Raw genomic sequence first — 24,950 nt, 5'->3', positions numbered from 1 at the left:
AGCTTGACCCAGTCGCGGATCGGCGCGTCCTTCACCTGGCACATGCGCCAGATGTCGCCTTCTTCCACGTTCTGGGTCAGCAGCACTTCGCCGGTGGCCAGGTCGGTGATGTTGGCAACGCCGGCTTCCGGCACTTCGAAGGTCTTGTCGTGCGAGCCGTATTCTTCGGCTTGCTGCGCCATCAGGCCCACGTTCGGCACGGTGCCCATGGTCTTCGGATCGAAGTTGCCATGCCATTTGCAGAAGTTGATCATCTCCTGGTAAATGCGGGCGAAGGTGGACTCAGGCATCACGGCCTTGACGTCGGCGGTGCGGCCGTCGGCGCCCCACATCTTGCCGCCCAGGCGGATCATGGCCGGCATCGATGCGTCGACGATGATGTCGTTCGGCGAGTGGAAGTTGGTGATGCCCTTGGCCGAATCGACCATGGCCAGCTTCGGACGGTGTTCCAGGCAGGCGTGCAGGTCCTTCAGGATCTCATCCTTCTGCGACGCTGGCAGCTTTTCGATCTTCTCGTACAGGTTGACCATGCCGTTGTTGACGTTCACGCCCAGCTCTTCGAACAGCTTAGCGTGCTTCTCGAACGCCTGCTTGTAGAAGATGCGCACGCAGTGGCCGAACACGATCGGGTGCGACACCTTCATCATGGTCGCTTTCACGTGCAGCGAGAACATCACGCCGGTCTTGTAGGCGTCGTCGATTTCTTTTTCGTAGAACTCGAGCAGGGCTTTCTTCGACATGAACATGGAGTCGATGATCTCGCCGGCCTGCAGCGCGACTTTCGGCTTCAGCACGATGGTCTTGCCGGACTTGGTCAGCAGTTCCATCTTCACCTCACGCGCCTTGTCCAGGGTCATGGACTTTTCGCCGTGGTAGAAGTCGCCGCCGTGCATGTGCGACACGTGGGTGCGCGATGCCTGGCTCCATTCGCCCATCGAGTGCGGGTTCTTGCGTGCGTATTCCTTGACTGCCTTCGGTGCGCGGCGGTCGGAGTTGCCTTCGCGCAGGACCGGGTTCACGGCGGAGCCGATGCACTTGCCGTAGCGCGCTTTCAGTGCCTTCTCTTCCTCGGTCTTCGGATCTTCCGGATAATCCGGCAGCTTGTAGCCGGCCGCTTGCAGTTCGCGGATGCAGGCCACCAGCTGGGCCACGGATGCCGAAATATTCGGCAGCTTGATGATGTTGGTGTCCGGGTTCTGGGTCAGGGCGCCCAGTTCGGCCAGGTTGTCAGGAACCTTCTGTTCCTCGGTCAGGCATTCCGGGAAGGCTGCCAGCACGCGGGCGGCGACCGAAATATCGCTGGTGACAACGTCGACGCCTGCAGGTGCCGCGAATTTTTGCACGATCGGCAGCAGGGAATAGGTCGCCAGCAGCGGCGCCTCGTCGGTCAGGGTGTAGATGATTTTGGACTTTTCAGACATGTTTATTCCCTCAAATGCGGATGATGTCCGCTTGGTATTCTTCCTGTAGCTAGCCGGGTTCGGCGCGCTGCGGGCGGGTGGCGGGTAGGCGATGGCCTACGGGCTAAGTCGCATATTGTACTGCAACAGGTGCATAACGGAATGGTCGATTCGGCAGCATTTCATGCTGCAGCGCACTTGCGGACGGTATCCCAGGTGCGGGTCGTGATCTCTTTACCAAAGGTTTTCTCGATCAGGCGCATGAAGGCCGGGCCGTCGGCCTGCGGTGCGTATTCGGAGAAAATGTCGTTGCCGACCATGCCGAGCAGGCGCGCGCCGTCCATGGCCAGCGGCAGCGCGGCCTTGGGCTGCGGCGTGCTGCGCATGAAGCTGACCACGCGCTTGGGCAGGCCGCTGGCGCCGAGGGCGGGGTAGGGGTCGTTCTCCAGCAGTTCCTGCAGGTGCTGCTGCGAGCGTACGATGGTCATGAAACTGCGCCCCAGCGCCTGCTGCATGGCCGCTTCGCATTTGCGTTCGATGCTCGCTTCCGGCGCCTTGCGCGTGTCGAAGGCGACATTGCCGCTTGATAGCAAGGTCTTGACGTTGGAAAATCCAGCATTTTCGAGGGCGGCTTTCAGTTCCGGCATCTTGCAGTTCATGGGGCTGACGCCGCGGAGCAGGGCAATATAGCGAGGCATTGTGTTTCAGATAAGAGTTGAGCCGAAGGGATTATCGTTCGAAACGGACGGCGAAGCCACCCTGCTGGCGGCCGCCGCGCGCGCCGGCGTGGTGCTGCCCAGTTCCTGCCGCAATGGCACCTGCCGCACCTGCATCTGCCACGTGCGCAGCGGCAGCGCGCGCCACCTGATTGCGTGGCCGGGGCTGAGCCTGGAAGAAAAGCGCGACGGCTACATCCTGCCCTGCGTGGCCGTCGCGGCCTCCGACCTGGTGCTGGAAGCGCCGGCGGCCCGGTCCAGTGCGTGAGAATTCGATAGTCTTGTTGTTCCTGCAAGGCCGTACAATCGCGGGCCATGGCATACCACCTGACGATCCTGCGCAGCGCCAATGGCCTGCAACAAGCGATTTCGCGCGACGAAGCGCTGGCGGCCGCGCGCCAGCTGCCCGGCTGGGCCATCACCGGCGCGGCCGAGATCACTTTCACCGATGGCCGCGGCAGCTGCACGCTGTGGCACGGCGATGCGGAGCTGTGGACCCGGCTGGGCGAGCCGTGGGTGATCGAACCGATGCTGGAACTGGCGCAGGCCCTGGGTGCGCGTGTGCGCGGCGACGAGTTCGAAACTTATGCAGGGCCGCAGGAAACCTATGCGCATCCGGATGACAAGCGCCTGGCCCAGCTGGCGCGCACCGATTCGGCCCAGCTGCTGGCGGCGCACCTGGCCGAGCAGAGGCGCATCCGCTACGCCATCTGGGGCTTTTTTGCTGTGCTGGGCGCGATCGGTTTCCTGGTAGGGAAGTGGTTCGAGGGACGCTAAGTTTACGGCAAACTCTTAAAGGGGTTTCTCAATTCCCCCAGCTATTGCTATAGTAACCCTATTGCAATGTACAGATTTACCATGGCGACACGTCGAGACTTCCTACACACCCTGGCGGGCACCGCTTTGGCGGGCTTGCCCCTCATCGGCCGCACGGCGCAGGAGCCGGAGCCGCCGCCCGATATTTTCGACGCCCAGATGCTCGACCTCGACTTCTGGGTGAAACCGCGCACCATCAGCGTGATCCGCCCGCAGAGCGGGGAGAAGGCCAAGCTGACGTACTGGAAGGATGGCGAAATCATCGATGCCGCCTACCAGGAGCTGTGCCACCTGCTGCGCGATGTGAATGGCAAGGAAACGGCGCCGATCGATCCCAAACTGTTTGAAACCTTGTGGGGCGCGCAGGCCTTCGTGCAGCGCTTCGGGATCGAGAGCCCGGTCGAGATCCTGTCCGGTTACCGTACGCCGGCGTCCAACAAACGCCTGATCGAGCAGGGCATTCCGGCGGCGCGCCAGTCGCTGCATATGAGCGGGCGCGCGGCCGATATCCGGATCCCGAACCTGAACGCGGAGGTGCTGGGCAGCCTGGTGCGCAGTTTCCGCCAGGGCGGGGTGGGCTTCTATTACCGCGAGGGGCCGCGCGGCGGCTGGATCCACGCCGATACGGGCCTGCAGCGGACCTGGAAGGGCTGAACCGCGCAGGCGGAAAACCAGGGGCCTAGTGGTAGTAGTACGCCGGCGTCGGCACCGCATCCGTGCGGGCCAGGCGCTCGGCCTCCAGGTCCACTTTGTGGTCCCACCAGATATTCCAGCCCTTGCGCTGGTCTTCCACCAGTTCCGGGTGCTCGTCCAGCAGCTTGCCGAAGAAGCACTCAAACTCAGATACATATTCGTTTACTTTCATACGACCTCCCGGGGATTCGGTTACACTCCTGAGCCATGTTGAACGATGATAACGATGCGGCCAAGCCGCGCTTTCGCCCTGTGCCGTGGACGGCATTGGAAACCCCCCAGGATGTGGAACTGTGGATCGCCGAGCACGACCTGGCGTTGAAGGAGCACGTCGGCAAGCAGGAAACCGGCTATGGCGTGTGCTTCAGCCTGGCCGAGGGCGGCGAAATCTATATGCAGACCACGGAGGGCGCCGTTGTCCTTGATGTTACGCCGGAAGCCGATTGGGTGGAGCCACTCTTGTGCGCCGTCTCCGGCCAGGAGCCGCCCAAGGGCAGCCTGTGGGTCCTGCCGGAAGATAAGCTGGTGCAGCTGATCCTTGGCCTGTCGACCCTGGTTGCCACCACCACCCTCGTCGTTGGCCACAATTTTGGCCGCCGCCGCTCTTACTAGAAGGATTCCCGATGCGCAAACCATTCCTCGCCCTCCTGCTGGCCGTGGCCGCCCTGCATGCCAATGCGGCCGACCTGCTGCATACCGTCAAGGCGCGCGGCACGCTGAAAGTGGCCATGGAAGGCGTCTATCCGCCGTTCAATTTCAAGGAAAAGAATGGCGAACTGGCCGGCTACGATGTGGACGTGGCGCGCCTGGTGGCCGGCAAGCTGGGAGTGAAAGCCGAGTTCGTGACCACGGAATGGGCCTCGATCCTGGCCGGGCTGGCCAGCAATAAATACGATGTGATCATTTCCCAGGTCGGCATCAACCCCAAGCGCGAACAGGTGTTCGACTTCAGCACGCCTTATATCTATTCGTCGCCGATGCTGATCGTGCGCAAGGATGACAAGAACAACTGGACTTCGCTGGCGCAGCTGAAGGGCAAACGGGTCGGCGCCGGGCAGGGCAGCGTGTACGAAATGCAGCTGAAGGCGGTGCCCGGCATCGAAGTCAAAGGCTACCCGGCCGCGCCGGAAAACCTGCAGGACCTGGCCCTGGGCCGCATCGACGCCGCCCTCAACGACAGCCTGATGACGGCCTACCTGCTGCGCACCACCAAGCTGCCGATCAAGGCCGGCGCCCGCGTCGGCAATGTCGAGCGCATGGGTATCCCGTTCCAGAAGGGCAATCCGGAATTCAAGGCCGCCCTCAACAAGGCGCTGGCCGATGCCGCCGCCGACGGCAGCCTGAAAGCCATTTCCGTCAAATGGTTCGGCATTGACGTGAGCAAGGCGCCGTAAACATGGATTGGCTGGAGCTGTTGCGCGAGGCGGCGCCGGTGATGCTGAAGGGCGCCGGCTACACGCTGGTGTTCGCGGTGGCGGCGATGGTGGGCGGCCTGGTGCTTGGTTTCCCGACCGCCGTGCTGCGCATCCTGCCGTGGAAGTGGCTGCGCTGGCCGGCCAATGTGTACGTCAGCCTGATGCGCGGCACGCCGCTGCTGGTGCAGATGTTCGTCATCTACTACGGCCTGCCCTCGGTCGGCATTGAGTTCACGCCGGTCACGGCCGGCATCCTGGCGCTCAGCCTGAACTCCGGCGCCTACCTGTCGGAAAGCCTGCGCGGCGCCATCCTGTCGATCCCCAAAGGGCAGTGGGCGGCCAGCCACAGCCTGGGCATGGGCTACGGCCAGACCTTGCGCTACGTGGTCATGCCACAGGCCCTGCGCATTGCCGTGCCGTCGATGAGCAACACCCTGATCAGCCTGATCAAAGACACCTCGCTGGTTTCGGTCATCACCATGACCGAGCTGATGCTGGCCACCAAGGAAGTGATCGCCACCACCTTCCAGCCGCTCCCGCTGTACCTGGCGGCGGCCGCGATTTACTGGATCCTCAGCCTCGCATTCGAGCAATTACAACGGTTTGCCGAGCAACGCCTGAACCGATCGCATCGATAAAAGTTAGCGGCTCGACATTGTCACAAGGGCATGCTAGGCTGGATGCATGGAAAAAGACCAGCATGCCACCCAGGCGGAGCAGGTGACCGCCATCCGGCCTGCCGTCCCAGGACTGGCAGGCGTGGACCACCTCTTGCCTGGCGAAGCCATGCTGGCCGCCATGGGCGGCGCGCCGCTGGCGCACTATGACAGCGGCAACGGTGCATTGGCGTTTGCCCGCGAGCAGGACTATTTCAACGATCTCTACCTGCTGGCGCCGGTCGGCTACTTTGTGCTCGACAGTGACACCACGGTGTTGCAGATGAACCTGGTGGGCGCCGACTTGCTCGGCCTGCCGCGCAGCAATCCCGAGCGCATTCCCTTCCGCCAGTTCATCGCCCAGCGCTTCATGGCCGATTTCGACGCCTTCGTCAGTAATTGCCTGACCAGCAATGAGCCGCAGCGCCTGTCGCTGCAGATGACGCGCGGGCGCGGCGACCGCGGCTTTGCCGTTACCCTGCTGGGCAGCGGCGCGGCCGGCGCGACCCAGTTCCGCCTGGTGCTGGAGCTGGCCGAGGGCAAGCTGGCGGCGCTGGAAAAGAGCGAAGAGCGCTTCCGCCGCATCGTGCACAGCGCGGAAGAGGGCATCTGGGAAATCGACGCCAGCGCGCGCACCAGCTTCGTCAACCCGAAGATGGCCGCGCTGCTCGGTTACACCATCGAGGAAATGCTGGAGCAGCCGCTGGTCGCCTTCATGGACGACGAGGGGCGCTCCCTGCTGGAGCGCAACATCGCGCGGCGCCAGCAAGGCGTGGCCGAGCGCCACGAGTTCAAATTCATCCGCAAGAATGGCAGCGAGATGTGGGCCACCCTGGCCACCAACCCGATCTTCGACGCCGACGGCAGCTACCTCGGTGCGCTGGCGCTGGTCAGCGACATCACCGAGCGCAAGCAATCGGCCGAGCTGATGTGGCACCAGGCCAATTACGACACCCTGACGGCCCTGCCCAACCGCAATATGTTCCAGGACCGCCTGTCGCAGGAAATGAAGAAGGCGCGGCGCGACGGCCTGTTCCTGGCCCTGCTGTTCATCGACCTCGACCAGTTCAAGGAAATCAACGACCGCCTCGGCCACGAGATGGGCGACGCCCTGCTGGTGGAAGCGGCCGCGCGCATCGCCGCCTGCGTGCGCGCCTCCGATACCCTGGCGCGCCTGGGCGGCGATGAATTCGTCGTCATCCTGCCCGGGCTCGACCACCTCACCAGCGCCGAGCGCGTGGCGCAGCAGATCATCGCCACCCTGAACCGGCCCTTCCTGCTGGGCGCCAGCACCGGTTCCGTCTCGGCCAGCATCGGCATCGCCCTGCACCCGTCCGACGCCAGCGACCCCGAGCAGCTGCTGCGCAACGCCGACCAGGCCATGTACGCCGCCAAGAACGCCGGCCGCAACCGCTACAGCTACTTCACGCCCGACATGCAGGCCGCCGCCCAATTGCGCCTGCGCCTGACGCGCGACTTGCAGATGGCCGTGGTCAACGACCAGTTCGAGCTGCACTACCAGCCCATCGTCAACCTGCGCAGCGGCAGCATCGAACGCGCCGAAGCGCTGCTGCGCTGGCGCCACCCCGAGCGCGGCCTGCTGAATCCGGCCGAGTTCATCGGCAGCGCCGAAGCCAGCGGCGTCATCCTCGAAATCGGCGACTGGGTGTTCCGCAGCGCCGCCGACCAGGCCAAGCGCTGGCAGGAAGAGCTGGGGCGGCCGTTCCAGATCAGCGTCAACCAGTCGCCGGCCCAGTTCCGCTCCGGCCCCCAATTCTTCGAAGAATGGATGCGCTATGTCGAACGCCTGCAGCTGGCGCCGCGCAGCATCGTCATTGAAATCACCGAACGCCTGCTGCTCGACCACAGCGGCCCGGTGATGGAGCGCCTGGGCCAGTTCAAGTCGATGGGCCTGCAGGTTGCGCTGGACGACTTCGGCACCGGCCACTCGGTGCTGGCCCACCTCAAGAAGTTCGACATCGACTACCTCAAGATCGACCGCAGTTTCGTGATGGACCTGGCCGGCGACAGCGGCGACCTGGCCCTATGCGAAGGCATCATCGTCATGGCCCACAAGCTCGGCCTGAAAGTAGTCGCCGAAGGCGTCGAAACCGAAGCCCAGCTCGAGCTGCTGAAAGCCGCCGGCTGCGACTACGCCCAAGGCTACGTCTACGCCCACCCCATGCCCCCCGCCCAGCTCACCGCCATGGCCAGAAATTCGGGGTCAGGTCTGACAATCGGACAAATTTCCGAGCCGAAATTGCGATAGCGCAAAACAGGCAGGCGGGCTCTTGCGCAAACTGGGCGCATGAGCCGACCTTTACGACATGAGTATCCGGGGGCGCTGTACCACGTGACGTCGCGTGGCGAGCGGCGCGAGAGTATTTTCCGTACGGACAGCGACCGCCTGGTCTGGCTGGCCCTGCTGGCCGAAACATGCAAGCGCTTCCAGTTCGTGGTGCATGCCTATTGCCTGATGGGGAATCACTACCACCTGGTGCTGACCACCACCGCCGGGCGGCTGGCGCAGGGCATGCGCCACCTGAACGCCACCTACTCGCAATACTTCAACCGGGAGCATCGGCTGGTGGGGCATGTGTTCCAGGGGCGGTACAAGGCCATCCTGTGCCAGCGCGAAACGTACCTGCAGGAGCTGGCGCGCTATGTGGTGCTGAATCCGGTGCGCGCCGGCATGGTGCTGCATCCGGCGGACTGGGCCTGGAGCAGCTATCGCGCAACCGTGGGCGAGCATGATGCGCCGGAGTGGCTCGATGTCGCCACCGTGCTGGCCTTGTTCGGCACGCCGGAGGGCGGCGCAACCGTTGCTAACAAGGCTTTCGTGATGGAGGGGATCGGCGGCCAGAGCCCGCTGAAGAATGTCAGCTGCCAGCTGCTGCTGGGGGATGAGGCGTTCTGCCAGAGCCTGGCCGACCAGCGCAAGGCGGCGATCCTGTTGGAAGTCAACCGCAGCCAGCGTCGCTCGGTGCTGCGGCCATTGCATGAATTCTTCGCCAATGGCACGAGCCCGAAGGTGGGCATGGCGCAGGCGTATCTGTCGCTGGGCTACTCAATGGCGGAGATTGCGCGTTTCCGGAACGTATCGGTAAAGACGGTCAGCCGCGCCGTGAAAGAACACCAAAACCAGGCACCGCGTATTGAGGCAGATCAAAGCTAGTGCGTCGGTGTCCGAATGTCAGACCTGACCCCGAATTTAGTGACCCCGAATTTAGCTGAGGCGGAGGAGGGAGACGACGCGGTCGCGGTTGATGCCGACCAGGGCGGAGGTGAGGGAGACCAGGGCGCCGTAGCCGGGCTCGTTGGCGACGTTGGCGAAGACTTCGGCCATCTGGCCCATGCCGGCGACTTCAATCTCGGGCAGGTCGATCTTGGCGCGCTGGGCGGCCATGGCGAGCTCCTGGCGTACCTTGGCCAGCGCCGCTTCGACGTGGGCCAGCGCTTGCGTTACCTGCTGCAGCGTGGCGCGCATGGCTTCGATGTCGCTGGTGCCCCAGCTTTCGGGCATCACGACCGGGACTTCGGCTTCGGCTTTCAGGCGGTTCAGCTGGCCGGCCGGGAAGCGGATGCCGCTGCCCTGGACGGCGAGCGATTCGCGCAGCGCGGGCCAGGCGCTTTCCGGGGCGCTGAAGACCAGTTCGCCATCCTTGTTGACGCTGACGCGCACGCCGGCCGGGGCCAGGGCCTGGTCGAAGCGGGCGACGATTTCGGCGTCCCCCAGGCCAGGCGTCAGGTGCACCGAGCGCAGGCCGGCGGTGCCGCCGCCGAGCGAGATGGCGAGCGTTTCGCGGGCGCCGTTGCGCAGGTTGGCCAGGGTCATGCCGCGCACGGTGAAGCGCTGCACGGCCGGTTCGTTCGAGTAGTTGAGCTGGGCGTCCAGCGTGCCGCCGGAGGCTTGGCTGCGGTTGCGCCAGGTGTCGGTGAACTGGCGTACGCGCTGCTCCACCTGGCCGTCGCGCATCTGGCGCGTGGCCAGCTTGGCGGCGAGGTCGGACTTCAGGGCGCGCAGCTGGGCGGCGCTTTGTTCGAGGAAATCAATCGCTTGCTGGGCGCCCGAGACGTCGTTCTGCAGCGGGGCGTCGAGGTTGCTCAGGCCGCGGCGCAGGGGGGCGGGGGCCGGGGTGGTGCCGGCGGCCTGGTCGAGGGCGGCGCCCGCATCGGCCAGCGCCGACTCGGCCGGGTTCGCACCGGGATTAGCGGTGGGACGGGCGGCGAGGCCGGGTGTACTGGGGCGCTGGGCGATTTCCATGATGTTTACAGTACGTTGAACAGCGACAGGTTGTTGACTTTCGAGTACGCCTGGTAAGTGGCTTGCAGGGCGTTATTGTAGCCAGTCAGCTGCGTGGCTGCGAGGCCGTAATCCAATTGTGCGATGTCGGTTATCGCCATGCGGTTCGACAGGCTGACATTGGCGTGATTGCTGGCCAGCGTGTCCATCACGTTCTGCGAGCCGCCAAACTGGGCGATCTTGCCGGCGATCAGGTTGAGCGCGGTGTCGGTGCCGTCCAGGGCGGTGCGCAGGGCCGCTTTCAGGGCCGGGTCGCCCGGGTCGACGGTGGGCTGGCCCAGCATGTCGATGGCGATGTCGAGCTGGTTCAGGTAGTCCTGCATGCCGTCCACGGTGACGTTGGCCGCTTGCGTCACGCCGTTGCCGACCACCACTTCCTGTACGCCGTTGTTGCCGGTGAAGCTGTAGCGCGCGCCCGGCGGCTGGGTGTTGTCGACGGTCAGCGCCGGGGTCGAGGTCAGGGTGCCGGAGAAGATGTACTTGCCTTCCTGGTCCAGCGTGTTGCTGTTGAAGTAGAGCGAGTCGCGCAGGGCCACCAGGCTGTTGACCATGGCGTTCAGGTCGTCCGGCGTGTTGGAGCCGTCCGAGGCCCAGACGAACAGGTCGCGCGCGGCGCCCATGTCGTTGACCATCGAGCTGAGGAAGGTCTCGTTCTTCGACAGGCGGATCTTCACGGCGGCGATGTTTTCCACGTACTGGCTGACGATATTTTCTTCGCGGCGCAGGCGCGACAGGCGCACGTTGGCGATCGGTTCGTCGGACGGGACCTGGATCTTGTTGCCGGTGGCCATCTGTTCGGTCAGCTTGGCGATCATGGTCTGGTTGATCGTCAGCGAGCGGTTCATCGACGCCTGGAACTGGTTGGTAGCGATGCGGATCATGGTGCTTTGCCTCAGAACAGCGCCAGCGTGGCGTCAAACAATTCATTGGCCACGGCGATCACCTTCATGTTCGCCTGGTACATATTCTGGAATTCCACCAGGTTGATCGCTTCCTCGTCCTTGTTGACGGAGCTGGTGGCGGCCCAGTCGTCTTCCGACTGCTGGCGGATGGTGGTGGCGGTTTCCAGCAGCGACTGGTTCTGGCCGCTGTCGATGCCGAGCTTGCCCACCAGCTGGGTGTCGGCGTCGCCGATCAGCACCGAGCCGATCGAGGCCAGCGTGATCGGCTGGTTCTTGATGCCGATCAGGGCTTGCAGGTTGCCGCTGTTGCCCGGTTCGCCCGCCGCGGCGGAGAAGGCCAGGTCGGAGGCGACGATGCCGGGGGTGATGTTGAGGATGCCGCCGGCGCCGGTGGCGTTGAAGGCGAACAGGTCGGTGCCGGGCGTGCCGTCCGGGCGGAAGCCGGCCTGCAGCTGGGTGTTGACCTTGGCCGCCAGCTGGTCGGCCATCTGCACCAGCGATTGCTGCAGCGGGTTCAGGATGTTCTTTTCGTAGTCGCCGATGCCGCCCAGCTGGCCGCCGATCTTGGTGTCGTCCAGGCCGAAGACCGATTTGGCGAAGGTCAGTTCGAGCACCGGGCTGCCGCTCGACGTGTTCATGGCCATGGTGCCGGACAGGTTGCCGACCACCAGCGGCTGGCCGCTGCGCAGCGAGACGCTGCGCGTGCCGTCGGGCTGCTCCAGCACTTCAATGGCAACCAGGTTGGCCAGGGCGTCGATGGCCTGGTCGCGTTCGTCGACCAGGCCGGAGGTGTTGGTGCCGAGGGCGCCGGCTTCGGTGATGCGCTGGTTCAGGCGCGCGATATTGGCGCTCAGGGTGTTCAGCTGCGGCAGGATGGCGTCGCGCTGCTGCGTGACCGAGATCTGTTGCTGGCGCGTGACGTTGTAGATGCTGTTGAACGATTGCGCCATGGCGTTGGCGGCGGTGATCACCTGCTGGCGCAGCGGGCTCGATACCGGGTCGACGCCGGCCGCGTTCAGGGCGCGGAAGAACTGGTCGACGCCTTTGGACAGGCTGGTCTGCTCGTCGCCCATCACGCGTTCGAGCTGGGTGAAATACGGTTGCGACTGGGTGCGCATGCCGAGGTCGGAATTGGCGCGCCACAGCTGCTGGCTCTTATAGGAATCGGAGAACCGGATCAGCTTGCTCACTTCGACGCCAAAGCCGGCGCCATAGGTGCCGGCGGCGGGCGCCACGGCAGTCAATACCACGCCCTGGCGGGTATAGCCCTTGGTTTGCAAGTTTGCAATGTTCTGGCTGGTCGTGTTCAGGGCCGCCTGGGCTGCCAACGAACCGGACAGGGCATTGTTAATTATCGACATGGTTGGATCTCTTCCCTTTGGTTGGGTCGTTGCTCTAAGGCATCTTTGACCCGTTAACGTGTAAAGGCGACCGCGCCATGGACTGGATTAAGCGTCGGTCGGATTTTTCTTAGGAATAACTGAATTTTCCGGTGGGGAAGCCGGAGCGGAGGGGAGCAACTGGCGCAAGATGGCGTCGGCAATGCCGAAGGCGCGCCGTCCGGCGAGCTGGTCGGCCACCAGGTTGTCGGCCAGGTCCAGCATATCGCTATTGATGGAGTCCTTGTAAATGCTGTCGTCGTCGGCCATGGCCTTGGTGGCGTCGCGCATCTTGTGCAGCGTCTGGGCGATGAAGAAGCTCTCAAACTTGATGGCCGCCTCGGTGGCTTTGGCGCGGTAGCGCGCCTCTTCGGTCTGCGGGGCGGGGGCGGCCTGGCCGATCCTTGGCTGGTCGGGCTGGCCGATCTCGAGCTGGCGCACCGGCAGGGGCTGGAAGCGGCTCTCCATCAGATCACCACCAGTTCGCCTTCGATGGCGCCGGCCTGGTCCAGCGCCTGCAGGATGGCCATGATGTCGTCCGGCGTGGCGCCCAGGCTGTTGACTACGTCGATGATGGCTTGCAGCTTGGCGCCGGCCGGCCATTTGAACATCTGCGGCTTGGCTTCGTCGACCGACACCGCCGATTGCGGGGTGGCGGTGGTCTGGCCCTGGCTGAACGGGGCCGGCTGGCTGACCTTGGTGCTTTCCGAAATCACGACCTTGAGCGAGCCGTGGGTGACGGCGGCGGCTTTCACGCGCAGGCCGTCGGCGATGACCACGGTGCCGGTGCGCGAGTTGAACACGACTTTCGGCGTTTCGGCGCCGGTTTCGATCGGCAGCGCTTCCAGCTTGGCCATGAAGGCTACGCGCTGGGTCGGGTTTTCCGGGGCGATCACGTCGATGCCGGTGCCGTCGGCGGTGCTGGCGATGTCGCCGAACTTGCGGTTGATGGCTTCCACGATGTTGGTGGCGGTCTGGAAGTTCGGCTGCTTGAGCGACAGGTGCACGCTGGGCTTGCTGGCGAAGTCGGTGGCGATTTCGCGTTCGATCACGGCGCCGTTCGGGATGCGGCCGGCGGTCGGGGTGTTGACGGTGACCGAGGAGCCGCTTTTGCCGGCGGCGGACAGGCCGCCCACCACCACATTGCCCTGGGCCAGCGCGTAGACTTCATTGTCGGCGGCTTTGAGCGGGGTCAGCAGCAGGGAACCGCCACGCAGGCTCTTGGCGTCGCCCAGCGAGGAGACGGTGACGTCGATCGGCTGGCCGCGCCGGTAGCCGGGCGGGAACACGGCCGAGACCATGACGGCGGCCACGTTCTTGCTCTTGGAGTCGGCGCCGTCGGGCAGCTTGACGCCGAACTGCTTGAGCATGTTGACCACGGACTGGCTGGCGAATTTGACCTGGGTCGAGTCGCCGGAGCCGTTCAGGCCGACCACCAGGCCGTAGCCGACCAGCGGGTTCTCGCGCACGCCTTCGATGGCGACCAGGTTGCGCAGCTGGGGGGCGGCGGTCGCGGGCAGGGCGAGGGCCAGCAGCAGGGCGGCCGCGACCCGGTAAACCCGGGTCAGGCCCAAGGGCCTGACCCTTGGCTGGCGGCTGCCGCGTACTGCGGGTCCGACCCTTGGGTCGGACCCAGGTTTACCGGGGTAAAAGCCAAACATACACATCACCTCAGAAAGGCATCAAGGGGCCGAGGAAGAAACGGGTCAGCCAGCCCGGGGTATTGGTTTCCGCCAGCGAGCCCTGGGCGCCGTAGGCGATGCGGGCGTTGGCGATGCGCTGCGACGACACCTGGTTGTTGGCGTCGATGTCGGCCGCGCGCAGGAAGCCGCGCAGGCGCACGAATTCTTCGCCCTGGTTCAGGGTCAGTACTTTTTCGCCGGCCACTTTCAGCAAGCCGTTCGGCATCACTTCCTGCACGATGACGGTGATGGCGCCGCTCAGGGCGTTCTGCTGGGTGCTCGAGGCGTCGCCCTGGAAGGCGCGCTGGGCCGAGATGTCGACGCCGGCTTTGGGGAACGTCTTGCCCAGCAGGCTGGGCGGGGCAATGCCGACGCTGGAATCCTTGGCCATGGTGGTGCCGGCACTCTTGGACGCTTGCGTGGTTTCCTGCAGGATCACGGTGACCACGTCGCCGACGCGGAAGGCGCGGCTGTCCGAGGTCAGCGACATGCCGCTGTCCGGGTTGAAGACGCCGCCCGAGCTGCCGCGCGGCTGGGCGCTGCGCGCCAGGGCCGGCGCTTCGTCGAAGGGCGCCGGGCGCACCTGGGGCTGGAGGGCATTGCAGCCCGCCAACAACAGGAGTGCCAGCGCGGGCAGGGCGGTTTTCATCAGCGTGCAGCCTGGGCCAGGTATTGCAGCATATTATCCGCTGCGGTCAGGACTTTGGTGTTCATTTCGTAGGTGCGCTGGGCAGCGATCATGTCCACCATCTCTTCCACCACCTGCACGTTGGAGCCTTCCAGCGCGCCTTGCTTGATCTTGCCGAACTGGGCGTCGCCGGGGCGGCCTTCGGTCGGGGCGCCGGAGGCCGGGGTTTCGGCAAACAGGTTCTCGCCCAGGGCCTGCAGGCCGGTCGGGTTGATGAAGGAGGTCAGGGTCAGCTGGCCCAGCTCGGTCGGCGCGGTGTTGCCCGGCACGGTGGCCGAGACGGTGCCGTTCTCGCCGATGGTGATGGCGGTGGCATTGGCCGGCACGGTGATCTGCGGCACCAGCGGCAGGCCGGAGGCGTTGACCAGCACGCCGTTGGCGTCGATCTGCAGCTGGCCGGCGCGGGTGTAGGCTGGTTCGCCGCTCGGGCGGCGCACCTGCAGGAAGCCGTTGCCCATCACCGCCACGTCGAGCGCGTTATTGGTGGTTTGCAGGTTGCCGGTGGTGAAAATCTTCTGGGTGCCGACCAGGTGGGTGCCGTTACCCATCTGCACGCCCGATGGCGCCAGGGTATTGTTGTCGGCGCGCTGGGCACCGGGCTGCTGGTCGATCGAGTAGAACAGGTCTTCGAACACCACGCGGTCGCGCTTGAAGCCGACCGTGTTGGCGTTGGCCAGGTTGTTGGCGATGGCCTGCAGTTTGGCGTCTTGCGCTTGCACGCCGGTCTTGCTGATCCACATTGCTGGATTCATTTGTCTCTCCTGGTTAGCCGCTGATCAGCTTGTTGCCGACCTCGTTCATGGTGTCGGCGGCTTTGAACAATTTCATCTGGATTTCGAAGGTGCGGTTCAGGCTCATGGTGGCCACCATTTCTTCGATGGCCGACACATTGGCGCCTTCGAGGTGGCCCGCTTTGACCTGCACCGTGGCGTCGGCGTTCAGCTGCTGGCCGTCGCGCGCGACCAGCAGGCCCGCTTCGTTCTTGGTCAGCTCGGATGCTTCGGCGCGCACCAGCTTGATCTTGTCGATCACCTGCAGTTGCGCGTCGGCGCCCGGGCCGAGGATCGAGACCGTGCCATCCTGGCCGATTTCCACCTTGCGGTGGATGGGCAGGGTGATCGGGCCGCCTTCGCCCAGCAGCTGCATGCCGTTCACCGTCATGGTGCCGTCGGCATCGAGCGTGATGGCGCCGGCGCGGGTATAGCCTTCACCGGTCGGGCCCTGCACCGCGAAGTAGCCGGGGCCGGAAATCGCGATGTCGAGCTCGCGGCCGGTCGAGCGCAGGGTGCCCTGGCGGTCGGTGATGGCGTTGGCCTGCAGCTGCGACATGTGGCGGTCGTCGTAGCCGTAGCCGGGCAGCTTGGCCGCCTGCGCCAGCTCCAGGTTGGCGCGGAAGCCGTTGGTGTCGAGGTTGGCGAGGTTGTTGGCATGCACCTGCTGGCCACGCATGGCCCGCTCGGCGCCGCTCATCGCGGTGTAGATCAGCGCGTCCATTCAGTCCGCCTCTTACAGCGCCTGCATCAGCGATTGCAGCATCTGGTTCTCCGCCGTGATCACTTTGGAGTTGGCCTGGTAGTTGCGCTGCGCCGTCATCAGGCCCACCAGCTCGGCGGTGATGTCGACGTTCGACGTTTCCAGCGACGCGACCGTCAGCGCGCCGGCCACGCCCTTGCCCGGCTCCGAATAGTTCGGCGTGCCGGACTGGACGTTGGCGGTCCAGCTGGTCTCGTTGGTCGGGGTCAGCGCGTCCTCGTTGGGGAAGGTGGCCAGGGTGATGCGGGCAATGGCCTGCTTCTCGCCGTTCGAGTACTTGGCCACCACATTGCCTTCCTGGTCCAGTTCCACGCCGACATAGCTGCCGGCGGCATAGCCGTCGGCGGCGTTGGTCGAGGTGGTCGATTCGCCTTTCTGGAAGGTGGTGCCGGTGTATTCCAGCTCGATCGCCATGTCGGCCGCCGGCGGTACCGCGAAGGCCAGGTTGTTGATGAACAGCGGGCCCTTGGTGCCGTCGGCATCCGGGTCTTCCAGCAGCTTGCCGGTATTGTCGAACAGCAGCTGGTATGGCGTGCCGCCGCTGATGTCGGTACCGTCCACGGCGGTGTACACATTCACCGTCAGCGGCGCCACCGGGTCCTTGACGAAGTACTGGGTGATGGTGTGTTCCTTGCCCAGCGAGTCGTGCACCACGGTGACCTTGGACATGTTGTACATGTTGGCATCGGGCACGATGATATTGGCCGGGTCGGTGGCGTTCGGCAGCTTGGTGGTGATGTCGCCGGCCGGCGCCAGCCAGTCAGCCGACAGGTTGGCGACGAAGTCGATGCTGGTGGTGGCTTTGGCGCCCAGCTGGTTGGTCGGCACCTTGATGTCGCCCATCGGGCCGGCGACCAGGCTGGGCGGGGTCAGCGAGAAACCCTGCACGCGGTGGCCGGCGCTGTTGACCAGGTAGTCGGTGGCGTCCTTGGTGAAGATGCCGACGCGGGTGTAGTTGGTGATGCCGGTCAGGTCCTTGGTGACGAAGAAGCCGCGGCCGTTGATCAGGGCGTCCAGGCCGCGGTTGGTGGCCTGGATGCCGCCGTTCAGGCCGATCGACTGGGTGGTCGAGCCGATGTGCACGCCGGTCGGCTGCGCGCCCGCGTGCAGCGAGGCGAAGTTGGCGCGGCTCGACTTGAAGCCGTAGGTCCCGGCGTTGGCGATATTGTTGGAAATCGTGCCCAGTTGCTCGTTGATGGCCTGGATGCCGGACAATGCGATATCGAAACTCATGGCGGGGACCTTTCGTTAAATAACAGTGGTCGGGTTTTTGGCCCGGAATGCGGTAATGGCCGCCGGCGGTACCTCGCCAACGGTATCGATCAGGAGCGACATGCTGCCGCCGTTGCCGAGCTGGACGCTTTCGAGGCGGCCCTGCACGGCCAGCGGCACGGTCGGGTTGGCCTCGCTGGCGACGCGCATCGTGTACTGGCCTTTCGGCAAGCCGAGCTTGACCGGGTCGATCACGAATTCGTGGGTGCCGGCCGGCAGCGTGCCCAGCGCAATCTCGTACTGCTGGCCGCCGGCGCCAGTCAGCACCAGGGTGGTCTTGGCCGACGAGCTGCCGAGGGTGGCGGCGCCATACACCTTGTCGCCGTCGATGGCGACGCTATTGGTCTGCACCATGACCTGGGAGCCGACCTGGGCGCCCATGGCCAGCACCTGCATCGACTGCAGCACCGAGGCGTTGGCCGAGGTCAGGTTGGCCAGGTTCTGCAGCGCCTCGGTCTGCGACAGCTGGGTCAGCTGCTGGACGAACTGGGCCGGGTCTTGCGGCGACAGCGGGTCCTGGTTGCGGATCTGCGCCACCAGCAGTTTGGTGAACATGTCGCGGCCTTCGTTGGAGGCGCCGTTCAGCGCGACACCGGTGGCGTTGCCGTTTTGCGCGGCCGCGTTGGTGAACAGGTTGGTTTCCATTAGCTTTCACCCAGCTTGAGCAGGGAAGCCTGCATGCCGCGGATGCGGCCCAGCACTTCCACATTGGTTTCAAACGCGCGCGAGGCCGACATCATGTCGGTCATCTCGGCCACCTGGTTGACGTTGGGGTAGAACACCATGCCGTCGGCATTGGCCAGCGGGTTGCCCGGGTCGTACACCTTGCGCAGCGGCTCAGCCGATTCGACCACGTCCAGCACCTGCACGCGGCCGCCGGCCGAGGCGTCGAGGTTGTCGTTCATCACCGCCGCGAACACCGGCTTGCGGGCGCGGTAAGTTTCGTTCTCGCTGCCGGCCACCGAGTCGGCGTTGGCCAGGTTGGAGGCGACGGTGTTCAGGCGCACGGTCTGCGCTGCCATCGCCGAACCGGCAATTTGCGCAATGTCTTTAAAGCTCATGGGTCTCCCCTTTGGATTACTGGCCGTTGATGGCCTTGGCCAGCCCGCGCAGCTTCATGTTGATGAAGGTCAGGCTGGTGGCGAAATCGGTGGCGTTTTGCGAGAATGCGGCCTGCTCCACGCCGATCTCGACGGTGTTGCCGTCGCCGGTGGGGTGGTAGGGCACGCGGAATTTGGTCTCGCCGTCGCCGTCGAGGATGGGCTCGCCGGCCGCTTCCGCTTCCACGCGCGCCAGCGACTCCTTGAAGTCAATATCCTGGGCGGCGAAGCCGGGTGTGTTCTCGTTGGCGATGTTGGACGCGAGGATGCGGGTGCGCTGCGCACGCAATTCCAGTGCGTCCGCATGCAGGCCGAGCGCGTCTTTGAAATTAATGGCCATTGTTACTCCCCTCTGGTAATGTCCCAGCGAATTTACATACTAAAGGTATTGCCCATGTCCAACAATCCCATTGTACAGCTTTTCCATGCATTGTTGCTTATGGGAATTATAATTAGTTCGACGGCAAGCGCTTCACAAGTAGAAGATCTGTTAAACAAGGTGCAAGAAGCTGCGAAAAATCAATTGCAAAGCCACTCAGAGAACCAGCGCTGGCTGGAGCCGAAGTATGAGATCGAAGTGGTGCGCAATAACCGTGTTATCCCGCCTTGTCCCTCTGGCGCGCGGGTGGAAAGCCTCGATCCGCGCGGCATCGGGCGCATGCGTTTCGTTGCCGTTTGCCCAAGCTTGCAAGGTTGGCGTTTTGAGTTCATGGTGCGCGCCAGGGTGTCGGCAAAGGTTGCCGTAGCGGCTAGTGATTTAACTGCAGGCAAAATTCTGTCGCCTTTAGACTTGTTGCACGTGCGCCACGACATCACCCTCATTCCCGACACTTTTTCCGATTTGACGGAGGTGGAGGGGATGGCGGCGCGGCGCACCATCCGCAACGGGGAAATCCTGCGCCAGAACATGCTGGCGGCGCCGCAGCTGGTCAAGCGCGGCGACCAGGTGCGCATCGTGGCGCGGCGCGACAATATCGAGGTGACGATGACGGGCGAGGCGCTCGACAATGGGGTGCGCGGCGCCGTCATCCGCGTCAAGAACAGCAGCGGCACCCTGATCCGGGCGCGCGTTACCGAAGCGGGGACGGTCGAACCGGCTGACTTGCCTTGATGCTGGCGGCGACCTTGCCCAGCTTGTCGGCGTAGGCCGGGTCGGTGGCGTAGCCGCCGGCCTGCAGGGCCTGGGCGAAGGCGTGCGCGTCGCTGCCGGTATTGAGGGCGCGCCGGTAGCGCGGGTTGTCCAGCAGCAGGCCGGCATAATCGTGGAAGGAACTGGCCAGGTCGCCGTAGCCGCGGAAGCGCTCGGTGCGCGCGACCGCGGTGCCGTCTTCCACTTCCAGCGTGGCCAGGGCCTGCACCGCGCCTTGCCAGTTTCCGCCGGCCTTGATGCCGAACATATTGTTGCCCGGGGCGTGGCGGCCCCAGCCAGATTCCAGCGCCGCGTGGGCGGCCACCAGTTCCGGCGCTACGCCCAGGCGCGCGGCGGCCGCTTCGGCGTGCGGGCGGATCGCCTGCAGGAAGGCTTGCTGGCTCGCTTCGCTGACGCCCTCGGCAGCCATATCGCTGCCGCCGATGGCGCGCGCCGCCAGGCGGGCGCGCAGGGCGGCGCCGTCGGCATTCAGGGCGCTGCCGGCGCCGGCGGCGTCGCTGGCTGGCGCGTCGCTGGCGGCCAGGTAGCGCGCTACCTCGGCGTGCACCTGGCGGAAGGTGGCGTTGGCGCCGCCGGCCGGGCTGGCGGGCTGGGCGGCGAAGGCGGCCGGCAGCAGCGGGCGCGTGGCGCGCACATTGCTGGCGGTGGCGAAGGTGGCGGCGGTGGCGACGGTGGGCGCGGTGGCCTGTGTCGCCGCGGTGGCGCTGGCAGCGGGCGTAAACGGCCTGTAAGGCGTGAAGTCAGACCGGCTCATAGGTTTGGTCGTCGCCGTGCAGCACGCGCTGCATGATCGTATATTGCTCGGCCAGCAGCTCGGCATTGCGGCGGCCCATTTCGCGCGCCACCTGCACCATGCCTTCCAGCTGCGCCCAGTCGTTTTCCAGGCGTGCGCGCGGTTCCGGCTTGAGCAGGGTGAACACCTGTTCCATCGAAGGCTGGGGGCCGACCAGGCGCGTGGCCAGTTCGACGCGCTGGGCGCGGCGCGCCTGCAGCACATCGACCAGGGCGCCAATCTCTTGCGCAATCTCGCCCAGGCGTGCGCTCTGGTGGCGGATCGCCGCTTCGAATTGCTGGGCAATCAGGTCCAGCATGCGCTGGTAATCGTGCAGGTCGGCGGCAATGCCGTCCAGCAGCTGGCGCATGGCGTCCTGGCGCGAAATCTCGGTCACTGCTCGCCTTTGTGGAAACGTTGGATCAGGCCGGCCAGCTTGCCGGCGTCGAACGGCAGTTCGCCCTTGGCCAGGGCGTCGCGCAGCTGGGCCACGCGCTCATGGTCGACGTCGCCCATTTCCTTCAGGGCTTGCAGGGCCGGCTGCAGCACGGCCGATTCCAGCTCGCGCTGGGCGGCCGGGGCGGCGGCCGGGCGCGCGCTGTCGGCCGGGGCGGCGTCGCTGACGCTCTGCACCGGTGCGCCGGGGGTGGTGGTGGAAATCCTCATCCGGTTTCCTCTTGTCTTAACATTAATTGCCATCGCTCTTCCCCTTGCCAGGCAGCATTTGCTGGCGCAATTGCTGGAGCAGGCCGGGTTCGGGCAAATCCGATTCCCGGATGATAGCAGTCTTGCTGCTCGGCATGCCAAACATATCGGAGATGTTTTGCGCCTGGGCAGTGGTCAGGATCAGCAGCTCGATACGGCGGTTAACGCCAGCATCGGCCCTTTTGGCATCGATCGGCGCACGGTCGGCCATGCCCACCACCTGCAGCACGCTGTCCTGCGGCATGCTGCCGGCCAGCAGCTGGGCGCGCGCCGACATGGCGCGGTTGCTGGACAGGTTCCAGTTGGAGAAAGCTTTGTAGCTGGTGTCGGCGTATTGCGAGGAGTCGGTGTGGCCGACGATCAGCATCTGGTTTTCCATGCGCGCGAACAGCAGGCCCATGCCTTGCAGCAGCTTGGCGAACTTGTCGGTCGGCACGGCCGAGCCGCGCACGAACATGCCCTGGTTGTCGGTATCGTGCAACATCACGCGCAGGCCGTAGGGCGTGATCATCGATTCCAGGTTCTTGGCCAGGCCGGCCTGTTCACTCATTTCGCCCAGGGTCTTGGCCAGCAGCTTCAGGTCTTCCGGCTTTTCGTACTTGACGCGCTCTTCCGCGGTATTGGTCGGGCTCTTGTTGAAGCCCTGGGTGGCGTTGCCGTCGACGTCGGTGTTGCCGGTGCGCGGCATCGGGAAGCGTTCGATCAGGCTGCCGCGCGGGCCGCCCACCTGTTCCGGCATCACGCCCTTGCCGACGTCGGTCTTGCTGCCGTCGGCCTGGGTCATCACGTGTTCCAGGGTTTCTGTATTGCGCACTGCCATCAGCCACAGCACCAGGAACAGGCACATCAGCGCGAGGCAGAAGTCGGCGAACGCTACTTTCCAGGCGCCGCCGTGGTCGTCGTGCTTGTGCTTGCCACCACCGCGTTTGACGATGGTTTGCTCATGGTGCTTGTCATGCGGCTTTAGCACGGCCACCTCCTCGGCGCGAGTTCGACTCCGGCTCGTCGCCGCCTTCCATTGCATTGATCCAGCTTTCGAGCTGGGCGAAGCTTGGCTTGATGTTCAGCTGCACCAGGCGGCGGCCGGCGTCGATCGCCAGCAGCGGCGGCTTGCCGGCGACGTGGGTCACCAGCACCACTTTCACGCACTCCATGGTCGAGGCTTCCTGCGCGATCAGCTGTTTCATCATATTGGAAATCGGGTCCAGCACGCCGTAGCAGAAGAAGATACCGATGAAGGTACCGACCATGGCCGCGCCCACGTGCTCGGCGATCTCGGCCGAGGTGGCGCCTTCGCCCACCGTGCCCATGGTGATCACGATGCCGAGCACTGCCGCCAGAATACCGAAGCCCGGCATCGCCTCGCCGATCTTGCCCAGCGATTTGGCCGGCTGCGTCAGTTCCTCGTGGATGGCTTCCAGTTCCTGCTCCAGCACGCCTTCCAGCTCGTGCGCATTGATCTTGCCCATGGCCATCAGGCGGAAGTTGTCGACGATGAAGGCGAGCAGCTTCTGGTCATCCAGGATCAGCGGGTAGCGCTGGAACAGCGGGCTTTCCTTCGGGGCTTCGACGTGCGCGTCGAGTGCCTTCAGGCCGCCGGCGGCCAGCTGCAGCAGTTCGTACATCAGCAGCAGCAACTGGCGCTGGAATTCGGAGTCGTACTTCTTGCTCGACATCAGGTGCTTGAGCTGCACATTGGTTTCCGTCAGCACGTGGCGCGGATTGCCGATGATGAAGGCGCCAATGCCGGCCCCGGCAATGACGAGCAGCTCCAGTGGCTGCCAGATCGCGTGGAAATGGCCACCCATCATGGCGTAGCCGCCAAAGACAGAGCCGAAAACGATCATGATGCCAAGGAGTTGCTGCATGGTTTATGCCTTTCGAATGGTCTTGTATCCGCTGCGCCGGCTTCAGGAAGTCAGCACGGCTTTCATCTTGTTCAGGGCCGCCTTGTTCAGCTGGCAGACGCGGGCGTCGGTCAGGTCCAGCACGGCGGCGATTTCTTTGTAGCTCAGCTCGAATTCGTAATACATCTGCACCACGCGCTGCTCGCGCTCGTCGAGGCCGTTCAGCGCCTGTTCCAGGCTGCGCCGTATCATCAGCTGTTCTTCCGGCCCGGCCACGCTGCCGGTGTCGGCCAGGGTGTCCTGCAGGATTTCGTCGAAGCTGGCGATGGTTTCCGCGTTCTCGTCCAGCAGGTAGGCCTGGTAATCCTCGGGCGACAGGCCGAGCGCGGCCATGGTTTCCTGCTCGGTCGGCTCGCGTCCCAGCTTGCGCGTCAGCTCGCGCACCGCGTCGCGCATCTTGTGGCTGTGCTGGCGCACCGCGCGCGGGCGCCAGTCCTGGCGCCGCAGCTCATCGAGGATGGCGCCGCGCACGCGCAGCGCGGCATAACTGCCGAAAGCGGCATCGGGCTCGCCGTAGCGGCGCAGGGCTTCGAGCAGGCCCATCAGGCCGATCTGTTCCATGTCGTCGCGGTCGATGGCGCCCTGCACCTGCGAGTTCAGCTGGCGCACGATGCGCTTGACCAGCGGGGCGTAGGCGAGCAGGTGTTTCTGCTCGTCGGCCACGCTCACCGCCGAGTAGCTCTCGGCGTAGGGATCTGCAATGCTGTCCACCACCAAACCCATGGCAGCCTCTTTACTCCAGGATCAATTTGCCGATCATCACCTGCTGGAAGGGGCGCTCGCGCTGTTCCTTCGCATAGGTTTCATCGTAGGCTTTGTTGAGTTCTTCGACAAACTGGTCGATCGTCATCATGGCCGCCTTTTCCATCGGCAGCGCCGACAGGGCGCGCACGGCCACGCTGCGCAGCATCGGCAGCGCTTCCTTGGCTTCTTTTTCTTGCTTGACGGTGGTCGAGATCACCAGGTCGCACGACATGTAGTGCGGCACGGTATCGCCCGGCTGGCGGCGCAGCATGACGATGACTTTCTCGATGGTCAGGTACTTGAGCGGCTCGCCGGGTTTCTTCTCTTCGGCCGCCTTGGCCGACGCCGACGCGGCCGGGGCCGCGGCATTGCCCTTCAGGTACCAGACGGCGCCGCCGGCGGCGCCCGCGCCGAGCAGCAGCACGGCAACCAGGATCAGGACCAGTTTTTTATTCATCTAAGGCTTACTCCCGCTCGCTCAACATGGCAAAAGTGGTGGTGCCGGCTTCGGCGTCGTCCAGGGCGCGGCCCGGCTGGCGCTGTTGCTCGGATTGCTGTTGGCGCTGCTGTCCGCCGCCGTCGGCGAGGTTGCGCGCGCTACTCGAAGAAACCGTCACGGCCACGTCGCTGAACTGGCGCTGCGACAGGTCCTGGCGCACGGCGTCGCCAATGGTGTTCAGCTGGCGCAGCACTTCGGAGTGGCTGGCCGCGATATTCACCTGCAGGGCGCCGCCGCTGTGGCGCACCGAGATTTCCACGCTGCCCATATTGGGCGGTTCGAGGCGGATCACGGCGCGTTCGTCGTTGCGCGCCAGCTGCAGCTGCAGGCGGTCGCCGAGGGCGGCGCGCAGCGGCTGCTGCCACTGCTCGGGCTGGCCGGTCAGGCGCAGCACGTCGGCATTGGCGGCCTGGCTGGCGGTGTTGGCCAGCACGCTGCGGAAGCCGGGCAGGGCGGCGGCGTCGCTGTGCGGGCGCTGGCTGTCGGCCAGCAAGCTGGCGCCATCCTTGGCGGTGATCGGGGCGGCGCTGCTGTCGGCAGGCTGGGCCTGCAGCGCGCCGAGGGCGGCCGACAGCGCGTCGCCGGCGCCGGCCGGGCGGGCGGCTGGCGCGGGCGCCG

The 24,950-nt window shown here is 65.0% G+C and carries 32 protein-coding genes; 9 read left to right on the top strand and 23 right to left on the bottom strand.

The window, feature by feature from the left end; translation table 11 throughout:
- Positions 1 to 1,421: NADP-dependent isocitrate dehydrogenase (locus tag ACE3TQ_RS24650; protein WP_374586000.1), on the bottom strand; the 1,421-nt coding region annotated here is incomplete at its 3' end.
- Positions 1,422 to 1,582: 161 nt separating this feature from the next.
- The gene (locus ACE3TQ_RS24645; RefSeq protein ID WP_374585998.1) at positions 1,583 to 2,098 is read right to left on the bottom strand and encodes a DUF1697 domain-containing protein; all 516 of its coding nucleotides are present in this window, start codon (positions 2,096 to 2,098) and stop codon (positions 1,583 to 1,585) included.
- Between the two features lies 1 nt (position 2,099).
- On the opposite strand from ACE3TQ_RS24645, the gene ACE3TQ_RS24640 reads away from it, so the two are divergent.
- The 3 genes from ACE3TQ_RS24640 to ACE3TQ_RS24630 all read left to right on the top strand — a co-directional run bounded on the left by ACE3TQ_RS24640 (position 2,100) and on the right by ACE3TQ_RS24630 (position 3,586).
- Positions 2,100 to 2,384, top strand: coding sequence for a 2Fe-2S iron-sulfur cluster-binding protein (locus ACE3TQ_RS24640; RefSeq protein WP_374585996.1), 285 nt, complete (start codon positions 2,100 to 2,102; stop codon positions 2,382 to 2,384).
- 47 nt (positions 2,385 to 2,431) lie between these two features.
- Entirely contained in the window at positions 2,432 to 2,893 is a 462-nt protein-coding gene (locus ACE3TQ_RS24635; protein ID WP_374585994.1) for a hypothetical protein, read from the top strand.
- A gap of 81 nt (positions 2,894 to 2,974) precedes the next feature.
- Complete coding sequence (locus ACE3TQ_RS24630; protein ID WP_374585992.1) at positions 2,975 to 3,586, top strand: YcbK family protein; 612 nt, start codon at positions 2,975 to 2,977, stop codon at positions 3,584 to 3,586.
- Between the two features lie 25 nt (positions 3,587 to 3,611).
- Here the strand turns inward: ACE3TQ_RS24630 and ACE3TQ_RS24625 are convergent, their stop codons facing one another.
- The gene (locus tag ACE3TQ_RS24625; RefSeq protein ID WP_374585990.1) at positions 3,612 to 3,797 is read right to left on the bottom strand and encodes a DUF3460 family protein; all 186 of its coding nucleotides are present in this window, start codon (positions 3,795 to 3,797) and stop codon (positions 3,612 to 3,614) included.
- Between the two features lie 35 nt (positions 3,798 to 3,832).
- Here ACE3TQ_RS24625 and ACE3TQ_RS24620 point away from each other — a divergent pair, with 35 nt between their 5' ends.
- From ACE3TQ_RS24620 to ACE3TQ_RS24600, 5 genes are read left to right on the top strand one after another with little or no spacing between them, the layout of a single operon-like run.
- On the top strand, positions 3,833 to 4,237 hold the full coding sequence (locus ACE3TQ_RS24620) for a hypothetical protein (RefSeq protein WP_374585988.1): 405 nt from the start codon (positions 3,833 to 3,835) through the stop codon (positions 4,235 to 4,237).
- An 11-nt stretch (positions 4,238 to 4,248) separates the two neighbouring features.
- Positions 4,249 to 5,019 (top strand): transporter substrate-binding domain-containing protein, encoded by a 771-nt coding sequence (locus tag ACE3TQ_RS24615; RefSeq protein ID WP_374585986.1) that lies wholly within the window; start codon positions 4,249 to 4,251, stop codon positions 5,017 to 5,019.
- A 2-nt stretch (positions 5,020 to 5,021) separates the two neighbouring features.
- The gene (locus ACE3TQ_RS24610; RefSeq protein ID WP_374585984.1) at positions 5,022 to 5,678 is read left to right on the top strand and encodes an amino acid ABC transporter permease; all 657 of its coding nucleotides are present in this window, start codon (positions 5,022 to 5,024) and stop codon (positions 5,676 to 5,678) included.
- A gap of 46 nt (positions 5,679 to 5,724) precedes the next feature.
- The gene (locus tag ACE3TQ_RS24605; protein WP_374585982.1) at positions 5,725 to 7,965 is read left to right on the top strand and encodes a putative bifunctional diguanylate cyclase/phosphodiesterase; all 2,241 of its coding nucleotides are present in this window, start codon (positions 5,725 to 5,727) and stop codon (positions 7,963 to 7,965) included.
- Between the two features lie 39 nt (positions 7,966 to 8,004).
- The gene (locus ACE3TQ_RS24600; RefSeq protein ID WP_374585980.1) at positions 8,005 to 8,871 is read left to right on the top strand and encodes a transposase; all 867 of its coding nucleotides are present in this window, start codon (positions 8,005 to 8,007) and stop codon (positions 8,869 to 8,871) included.
- A gap of 51 nt (positions 8,872 to 8,922) precedes the next feature.
- Here the strand turns inward: ACE3TQ_RS24600 and ACE3TQ_RS24595 are convergent, their stop codons facing one another.
- The 12 genes from ACE3TQ_RS24595 to flgB all read right to left on the bottom strand — a co-directional run bounded on the left by ACE3TQ_RS24595 (position 8,923) and on the right by flgB (position 18,895).
- Complete coding sequence (locus ACE3TQ_RS24595; RefSeq protein ID WP_374585978.1) at positions 8,923 to 9,960, bottom strand: hypothetical protein; 1,038 nt, start codon at positions 9,958 to 9,960, stop codon at positions 8,923 to 8,925.
- Between the two features lie 5 nt (positions 9,961 to 9,965).
- Entirely contained in the window at positions 9,966 to 10,880 is a 915-nt protein-coding gene (flgL, locus tag ACE3TQ_RS24590; RefSeq protein WP_374585976.1) for a flagellar hook-associated protein FlgL, read from the bottom strand.
- 11 nt (positions 10,881 to 10,891) lie between these two features.
- Entirely contained in the window at positions 10,892 to 12,262 is a 1,371-nt protein-coding gene (flgK, locus tag ACE3TQ_RS24585; protein ID WP_374585974.1) for a flagellar hook-associated protein FlgK, read from the bottom strand.
- 87 nt (positions 12,263 to 12,349) lie between these two features.
- Positions 12,350 to 12,748, bottom strand: a complete 399-nt coding sequence (locus ACE3TQ_RS24580) for a flagellar biosynthesis protein FlgJ (protein ID WP_374585972.1) — start codon at positions 12,746 to 12,748, stop codon at positions 12,350 to 12,352.
- On the bottom strand, positions 12,748 to 13,854 hold the full coding sequence (locus tag ACE3TQ_RS24575; RefSeq protein WP_374585970.1) for a flagellar basal body P-ring protein FlgI: 1,107 nt from the start codon (positions 13,852 to 13,854) through the stop codon (positions 12,748 to 12,750). The genes ACE3TQ_RS24580 and ACE3TQ_RS24575 overlap by 1 nt, the downstream gene beginning before the upstream one ends.
- A gap of 97 nt (positions 13,855 to 13,951) precedes the next feature.
- Positions 13,952 to 14,611 (bottom strand): flagellar basal body L-ring protein FlgH, encoded by a 660-nt coding sequence (gene flgH, locus ACE3TQ_RS24570; protein ID WP_374585968.1) that lies wholly within the window; start codon positions 14,609 to 14,611, stop codon positions 13,952 to 13,954.
- Positions 14,611 to 15,402: a flagellar basal-body rod protein FlgG gene (flgG, locus tag ACE3TQ_RS24565; protein ID WP_374585966.1), complete on the bottom strand. Its 792-nt coding sequence runs from the start codon at positions 15,400 to 15,402 to the stop codon at positions 14,611 to 14,613. The genes flgH and flgG overlap by 1 nt, the downstream gene beginning before the upstream one ends.
- Before the next feature lie 13 nt (positions 15,403 to 15,415).
- Positions 15,416 to 16,144 (bottom strand): flagellar basal body rod protein FlgF, encoded by a 729-nt coding sequence (locus tag ACE3TQ_RS24560; RefSeq protein ID WP_374585964.1) that lies wholly within the window; start codon positions 16,142 to 16,144, stop codon positions 15,416 to 15,418.
- 12 nt (positions 16,145 to 16,156) lie between these two features.
- Positions 16,157 to 17,416 (bottom strand): flagellar hook protein FlgE, encoded by a 1,260-nt coding sequence (locus ACE3TQ_RS24555; protein ID WP_374585962.1) that lies wholly within the window; start codon positions 17,414 to 17,416, stop codon positions 16,157 to 16,159.
- Positions 17,417 to 17,431: 15 nt separating this feature from the next.
- Positions 17,432 to 18,100, bottom strand: coding sequence for a flagellar hook assembly protein FlgD (locus ACE3TQ_RS24550; RefSeq protein ID WP_374585960.1), 669 nt, complete (start codon positions 18,098 to 18,100; stop codon positions 17,432 to 17,434).
- Positions 18,100 to 18,516 carry a flagellar basal body rod protein FlgC gene (flgC, locus tag ACE3TQ_RS24545; protein WP_161026354.1) on the bottom strand — a complete coding sequence of 139 codons (417 nt, stop codon included), beginning with the start codon at positions 18,514 to 18,516 and terminating at the stop codon, positions 18,100 to 18,102. Before flgC ends, ACE3TQ_RS24550 begins: the two co-directional genes overlap by 1 nt.
- A gap of 16 nt (positions 18,517 to 18,532) precedes the next feature.
- Positions 18,533 to 18,895 (bottom strand): flagellar basal body rod protein FlgB, encoded by a 363-nt coding sequence (gene flgB / locus ACE3TQ_RS24540; RefSeq protein WP_374585958.1) that lies wholly within the window; start codon positions 18,893 to 18,895, stop codon positions 18,533 to 18,535.
- A 54-nt stretch (positions 18,896 to 18,949) separates the two neighbouring features.
- Between flgB and flgA the strand changes: the two genes are divergently transcribed.
- Positions 18,950 to 19,666, top strand: a complete 717-nt coding sequence (gene flgA, locus ACE3TQ_RS24535) for a flagellar basal body P-ring formation chaperone FlgA (RefSeq protein ID WP_374585956.1) — start codon at positions 18,950 to 18,952, stop codon at positions 19,664 to 19,666.
- On the opposite strand, the gene ACE3TQ_RS24530 is transcribed toward flgA, so the two are convergent.
- The 8 genes from ACE3TQ_RS24530 to ACE3TQ_RS24495 all read right to left on the bottom strand — a co-directional run.
- Complete coding sequence (locus tag ACE3TQ_RS24530; protein WP_374585954.1) at positions 19,626 to 20,459, bottom strand: glycoside hydrolase family 73 protein; 834 nt, start codon at positions 20,457 to 20,459, stop codon at positions 19,626 to 19,628. The genes flgA and ACE3TQ_RS24530 overlap by 41 nt on opposite strands.
- Positions 20,446 to 20,874, bottom strand: a complete 429-nt coding sequence (gene flgN, locus ACE3TQ_RS24525) for a flagellar export chaperone FlgN (RefSeq protein ID WP_374585952.1) — start codon at positions 20,872 to 20,874, stop codon at positions 20,446 to 20,448. The genes ACE3TQ_RS24530 and flgN overlap by 14 nt, the downstream gene beginning before the upstream one ends.
- Positions 20,871 to 21,143, bottom strand: a complete 273-nt coding sequence (gene flgM, locus ACE3TQ_RS24520; protein ID WP_374585950.1) for a flagellar biosynthesis anti-sigma factor FlgM — start codon at positions 21,141 to 21,143, stop codon at positions 20,871 to 20,873. Before flgM ends, flgN begins: the two co-directional genes overlap by 4 nt.
- Positions 21,144 to 21,165: 22 nt before the next feature.
- Positions 21,166 to 22,152 carry a flagellar motor protein MotB gene (locus ACE3TQ_RS24515; RefSeq protein WP_374585948.1) on the bottom strand — a complete coding sequence of 329 codons (987 nt, stop codon included), beginning with the start codon at positions 22,150 to 22,152 and terminating at the stop codon, positions 21,166 to 21,168.
- Positions 22,136 to 23,050, bottom strand: coding sequence for a flagellar motor stator protein MotA (gene motA, locus ACE3TQ_RS24510; RefSeq protein ID WP_374585946.1), 915 nt, complete (start codon positions 23,048 to 23,050; stop codon positions 22,136 to 22,138). Before motA ends, ACE3TQ_RS24515 begins: the two co-directional genes overlap by 17 nt.
- Positions 23,051 to 23,092: 42 nt before the next feature.
- Complete coding sequence (locus tag ACE3TQ_RS24505; protein WP_374585944.1) at positions 23,093 to 23,812, bottom strand: FliA/WhiG family RNA polymerase sigma factor; 720 nt, start codon at positions 23,810 to 23,812, stop codon at positions 23,093 to 23,095.
- 10 nt (positions 23,813 to 23,822) lie between these two features.
- Positions 23,823 to 24,290 carry a flagellar basal body-associated FliL family protein gene (locus ACE3TQ_RS24500; RefSeq protein WP_374585942.1) on the bottom strand — a complete coding sequence of 156 codons (468 nt, stop codon included), beginning with the start codon at positions 24,288 to 24,290 and terminating at the stop codon, positions 23,823 to 23,825.
- Positions 24,291 to 24,297: 7 nt separating this feature from the next.
- Positions 24,298 to 24,950: flagellar hook-length control protein FliK (locus tag ACE3TQ_RS24495; RefSeq protein WP_374585941.1), on the bottom strand; the 653-nt coding region annotated here is incomplete at its 5' end.

Origin of the sequence: Pseudoduganella sp. (assembly GCF_041914865.1) — a bacterium.
Taxonomy (GTDB): Bacteria; Pseudomonadota; Gammaproteobacteria; order Burkholderiales; family Burkholderiaceae_D; genus Rugamonas.
The sequence above is the reverse complement of the archived record's forward strand: the minus strand, read 5'-3'. Positions and strand labels throughout refer to the sequence as shown.